The organism is Brachybacterium sp. AOP25-B2-12 (assembly GCF_052378625.1).
GTDB lineage: Bacteria > Actinomycetota > Actinomycetes > Actinomycetales > Dermabacteraceae > Brachybacterium.
Genome location: NZ_JBQSXW010000037.1, coordinates 1 through 5,994 on the forward strand (window position 1 = coordinate 1; position 5,994 = coordinate 5,994).

General features: G+C 57.1%; 3 rRNA genes. All 3 read right to left on the minus strand.

From position 1 onward, the window contains the following. Window positions 1–454: 454 nt before the first annotated feature. The 3 genes from rrf to ACT3TZ_RS14820 all read right to left on the minus strand — a co-directional run bounded on the left by rrf (window position 455) and on the right by ACT3TZ_RS14820 (window position 5,630). Window positions 455–571, minus strand: a 5S ribosomal RNA gene (gene rrf, locus ACT3TZ_RS14810). 117 nt (window positions 572–688) lie between these two features. After that, window positions 689–3,748 (minus strand): 23S ribosomal RNA (locus ACT3TZ_RS14815). 363 nt (window positions 3,749–4,111) lie between these two features. Further along, window positions 4,112–5,630: ribosomal RNA gene (locus tag ACT3TZ_RS14820) — 16S ribosomal RNA — on the minus strand. The 16S, 23S and 5S rRNA genes sit together here, the layout of an rRNA operon. Window positions 5,631–5,994 lie beyond the last annotated feature (364 nt).

Here is a 5,994-nt window from a genome sequence, read left to right on the forward strand (position 1 = left end):
GGGGGGGGTAAGAGCAGCAGGGACACAGAGACGCGGGGCCGCAGGGCCACAGAGACACGGGTGCTCAGAGCCGCAGGGACACGGGGCCACCGTGCCAATGGGCCAATGGGCCAATGGGCCAATGGGAACGCCAGCCAGCCGGAACGGTGCCCCGCACACCCTTGCCGGCACGGAACACCACCGCCCACCGATACCGCCAACGAACCGGAACAACGCGACCGCGCCACAAAAGAAGACAGCACACACCGGCTCTCCCCAAGCCCGAGTCCGGGCATAAAAAAAGGGGGGTCAGGAAACCCTGACCCCCACACACGAGCACACTCCCCGAACAGACCCCACAAAGGACTGCAGGGCCCGATCAACCACCACACAATCCCCGCCCGGCACCACCCACAACAGGCGTGCCCCAACAGAGACCATGCAGCAGGACCAGGCCCCACAGCACTGCAAGAATGTCCGGCGGCGACCTACTCTCCCACACCCTACCGAGTGCAGTACCATCGGCGCAGTCGAGCTTAGCTACCGGGTTCGGAATGGAACCGGGCGTTTCCTCGACGCTATGACCGCCGTAACACGGCGAGACAACCAATCCCCAACACACCACACCCCACTCAGGGACACAGCGGCAGGAGTTGTTCTCCAAGAACCACACAGTGGACGCGAACACACAATGAGCAACAACAATAGTGTTGATAAGTCATCAGCCATTAGTACCAGTCAGCTCCACACATTGCTGTGCTTCCACATCTGGCCTATCAACCCGGTGGTCTGCCGGGGGCCTCTCACCCACAAGGGGCACGGATATCTCATCTTGAAGCAGGCTTCCCGCTTAGATGCTTTCAGCGGTTATCCCTTCCCGACGTAGCCAACCAGCCATGCTCTTGGCAGAACAACTGGCACACCAGAGGTCAGTCCATCCCGGTCCTCTCGTACTAGGGACAGGTCTTCTCAAATATCCAACGCGCGCAGCGGATAGGGACCGAACTGTCTCACGACGTTCTAAACCCAGCTCGCGTACCGCTTTAATAGGCGAACAGCCTAACCCTTGGGACCAACTCCAGCCCCAGGATGCGACGAGCCGACATCGAGGTGCCAAACCATGCCGTCGATATGAGCTCTTGGGCAAGATCAGCCTGTTATCCCCGGGGTACCTTTTATCCGTTGAGCGACACCCATTCCACAATGAGGTGCCGGATCACTAGTTCCTGCTTTCGCACCTGCCCGACTTGTCAGTCTCGCAGTCAAGCTCCCTTGTGCACTTACACTCGACACCTGATTACCAACCAGGCTGAGGGAACCTTTGAGCGCCTCCGTTACTCTTTAGGAGGCAACCGCCCCAGTTAAACTACCCATCAGGCACTGTCCCTGATCCGGATCACGGACCGAGGTTAGGAATCCAGAACGACCAGAGTGGTATTTCAACAATGACTCCACACGAACTAGCGTCCATGCTTCACAGTCTCCCACCTATCCTACACAAGCCGTTCCGAACACCAATACCAAACTATAGTAAAGGTCCCGGGGTCTTTCCGTCCTGCTGCGCGTAACGAGCATCTTTACTCGTAATGCAATTTCGCCGAGTTCGCGGTTGAGACAGTGGAGAAGTCGTTACGCCATTCGTGCAGGTCGGAACTTACCCGACAAGGAATTTCGCTACCTTAGGATGGTTATAGTTACCACCGCCGTTTACTGGGGCTTAAATTCTCAGCTTCGCTCCGAAGAGCTAACCGGTCCTCTTAACCTTCCAGCACCGGGCAGGCGTCAGTCCGTATACAGCGTCTTTCGACTTCGCACGGACCTGTGTTTTTAGTAAACAGTCGCTTCTCCCTGGTCTCTGCGGCCCTCGAGGCTCTCACCTCTCAGGCCCCCCTTCTCCCGAAGTTACGGGGGTATTTTGCCGAGTTCCTTAACCACGATTCTCTCGAACGCCTCGGTATTCTCTACCTGATCACCTGAGTCGGTTTAGGGTACGGGCGACAGTGTTCGTCACGCCGGAACTTTTCTTGGCAGTACAGGATCACTCACCTACTCCCTGAAGGGATCCCCATCACGTCTCACCCCATACGGCACCGCATTACCGGTGCGCGGGCTGCTCGCTTGGACGGACTATTCCATTAAGTCCGCGGAAGCTACCTCTCTGCGTCATTCCATACGCTGACCTACTACACGCTCGGTTCCCACGCTCACCCGAGCACATCTCCCGAAGGAGACGAGTCGGATTCGGATGGTTAGCATCACGCGATTCGGTATGGGTCCTCACACTGTCGGTTCGGGAATATCAACCCGATGTCCATCGACTACGCCTGTCGGCCTCGCCTTAGGTCCCGACTAACCCAGGGCGGATTAACCTGGCCCTGGAACCCTTGATCAATCGGCGGACGGGTTTCTCACCCGTCTTTCGCTACTCATGCCTGCATTCTCACTCGTGCAGTCTCCACCACTGGGTTACCCCGCAGCTTCACTGCCTGCACGACGCTCCCCTACCCATCCAGGAAAACCTGAATGACACAGCTTCGGCGGTGTACTTGAGCCCCGCTACATTGTCGGCGCAGAATCACTTGACCAGTGAGCTATTACGCACTCTTTCAAGGGTGGCTGCTTCTAAGCCAACCTCCTGGTTGTCTCAGCAACTCTACATCCTTTTCCACTTAGCACACGCTTAGGGGCCTTAGCTGATGTTCTGGGCTGTTTCCCTCTCGACTATGAAGCTTATCCCCCACAGTCTCACTGCTACGCTCTCACGTACCGGCATTCGGAGTTTGGCTAAGGTCAGTAACCCGGTGGGGCCCATCGCCTATCCAGTGCTCTACCTCCGGCACGAAACACGTAACGCTGCACCTAAATGCATTTCGGGGAGAACCAGCTATCACGAAGTTTGATTGGCCTTTCACCCCTATCCACAGGTCATCCCCTCCATTTTCAACTGAAGTGGGTTCGGGCCTCCACGCGGTCTTACCCGCGCTTCACCCTGCCCATGGATAGATCACTTCGCTTCGGGTCTAGAGCCGGCGACTGAACGCCCCGTTCAGACTCGCTTTCGCTACGGCTACCCCACACGGGTTAACCTCGCCACCGACCACTAACTCGCAGGCTCATTCTTCAAAAGGCACGCCGTCACCCCTCAAGGCTCCGACGGATTGTAAGCGCACGGTTTCAGGTTCTATTTCACTCCCCTCCCGGGGTACTTTTCACCTTTCCCTCACGGTACTTGTCCGCTATCGGTCACAAGGAAGTATTCAGGCTTACCAGGTGGTCCTGGCAGATTCACACCAGATTTCACGGGTCCGGTGCTACTTGGGAACAGCGTCACGCGCTGCAGCGGTTTCGTCTACGGGGGTCACACCCTCTACGCCGTCGCACTCACCACGACTTCGACTACCACTACGAGCTGACGTCGACGATTCGGCAGAACCATCAGACACGTCCCACAACCCCCATCCTGCAACCCCTGCCGGGTATCACACAGAACAGGTTTAGCCTCATCCGCTTTCGCTCGCCACTACTCACGGAATCACTGTTGTTTTCTCTTCCTGCGGGTACTGAGATGTTTCACTTCCCCGCGTTCCCTCCACACTGCCTATACATTCAGCAGCGGGTACCAGGACATGACTCCTGGTGGGTTTCCCCATTCGGACATCTCCGGATCACAGGTCGGTTGTCACCTCCCCGGGGCTTATCGCAGACTCCTACGTCCTTCATCGGCTCCTTGTGCCAAGGCATTCACCGTGCGCCCTTAGAAACTTAGGCAACACTACAAAGACTTATTGCTTACAAAGATGCTCGCGTCCACTATGCAGTTCTCAAAGAACAACCCCACACCCCCACACACCGACCATCCGATCGACCATGCAGGAGGGAGGACCAGCCACACACACCCCAGGCCCCACCCCGAAGGACAGGACCCGAGGATGCGCGTGCAGCCTCAAAACCCAATAGCGTGTCTCCACCTCGAACCCCCGACCCCAGGCCCCGTTCCACACCCACAAGGAGCTGTACTGAGGACCGCCGAGCCGGCGATGAAGTGCCCATCCGTTGATGTTCCACCCTTGAGCAACCACCCACGACACAAACGGTCGTGCAGATGGCCACCATAACTGGTGATGCTCCTTAGAAAGGAGGTGATCCAGCCGCACCTTCCGGTACGGCTACCTTGTTACGACTTAGTCCCAATCACCAATCCCACCTTAGACAGCTCCCTCCACAAGGGATGGGCCACTGGCTTCGGGTGTTACCGACTTTCGTGACTTGACGGGCGGTGTGTACAAGGCCCGGGAACGTATTCACCGCAGCGTTGCTGATCTGCGATTACTAGCGACTCCGACTTCATGGGGTCGAGTTGCAGACCCCAATCCGAACTGAGACCGGCTTTTTGGGATTCGCTCCACCTCACAGTATCGCAACCCTTTGTACCGGCCATTGTAGCATGCGTGAAGCCCAAGACATAAGGGGCATGATGATTTGACGTCGTCCCCACCTTCCTCCGAGTTGACCCCGGCAGTCTCCCATGAGTCCCCGCCATTACGCGCTGGCAACATGGAACGAGGGTTGCGCTCGTTGCGGGACTTAACCCAACATCTCACGACACGAGCTGACGACAACCATGCACCACCTGTGCACCAGTCCGAAGAAAACCCCATCTCTGGAGTCGTCCGGTGCATGTCAAGCCTTGGTAAGGTTCTTCGCGTTGCATCGAATTAATCCGCATGCTCCGCCGCTTGTGCGGGCCCCCGTCAATTCCTTTGAGTTTTAGCCTTGCGGCCGTACTCCCCAGGCGGGGCACTTAATGCGTTAGCTACGGCGCGGAGAACGTGGAATGTCCCCCACACCTAGTGCCCAACGTTTACGGCATGGACTACCAGGGTATCTAATCCTGTTCGCTCCCCATGCTTTCGCTTCTCAGTGTCAGTAATGGCCCAGAGACCTGCCTTCGCCATCGGTGTTCTTCCTGATATCTGCGCATTTCACCGCTACACCAGGAGTTCCAATCTCCCCTACCACACTCTAGCTTGCCCGTACCCACCGCACGTCCAGGGTTGAGCCCTGGATTTTCACGGCAGACGCGACAAGCCACCTACAAGCTCTTTACGCCCAATAATTCCGGACAACGCTTGCGCCCTACGTATTACCGCGGCTGCTGGCACGTAGTTAGCCGGCGCTTCTTCTGCAGGTACCGTCACTTTCGCTTCTTCCCTGCTGAAAGAGGTTTACAACCCGAAGGCCGTCATCCCTCACGCGGCGTCGCTGCATCAGGCTTTCGCCCATTGTGCAATATTCCCCACTGCTGCCTCCCGTAGGAGTCTGGGCCGTGTCTCAGTCCCAGTGTGGCCGGTCGCCCTCTCAGGCCGGCTACCCGTCATCGCCTTGGTGAGCCATTACCTCACCAACAAACTGATAGGCCGCGAGTCCATCCCTCACCGAAAAACTTTCCAATCCCCACCATGCGATGGGAACTCATATCCGGTATTAGCCACGATTTCCCGAGGTTATCCCGAAGTGAGGGGCAGGTTACTCACGTGTTACTCACCCGTTCGCCACTAATCACCCGTGCAAGCACGGGATCATCGTTCGACTTGCATGTGTTAAGCACGCCGCCAGCGTTCGTCCTGAGCCAGGATCAAACTCTCCATTAAAAAATGAAAACAATCCCGACAGAAAACGAACAACTAGCTATTGCTAGATGTCCATAAAACTGCCAAAACATAATACTTTGGCATCAACAAACAGACACGCTATTGAGATCTCAAACAACACGCGCACATCCCGCCGACCCGATATCATCGGTCCGGCCAAGAGGCTCGGTTCGCCACCGTGAGGACCAAGATCCTCGCTGCGACTTCTGCGATTATCCGCTTCGTCGTCCCGGCGCGAGTCACTACTCTAGCAGTGAACCCGACCCCGCTGCAACTCCGCGGCCCGTGCTCCCCGTCACACCCGCATCCCGTCCTGGCGATGCACATGCTCCGGATCCTCCGGCGGATCCCGAGGGATCCGGTC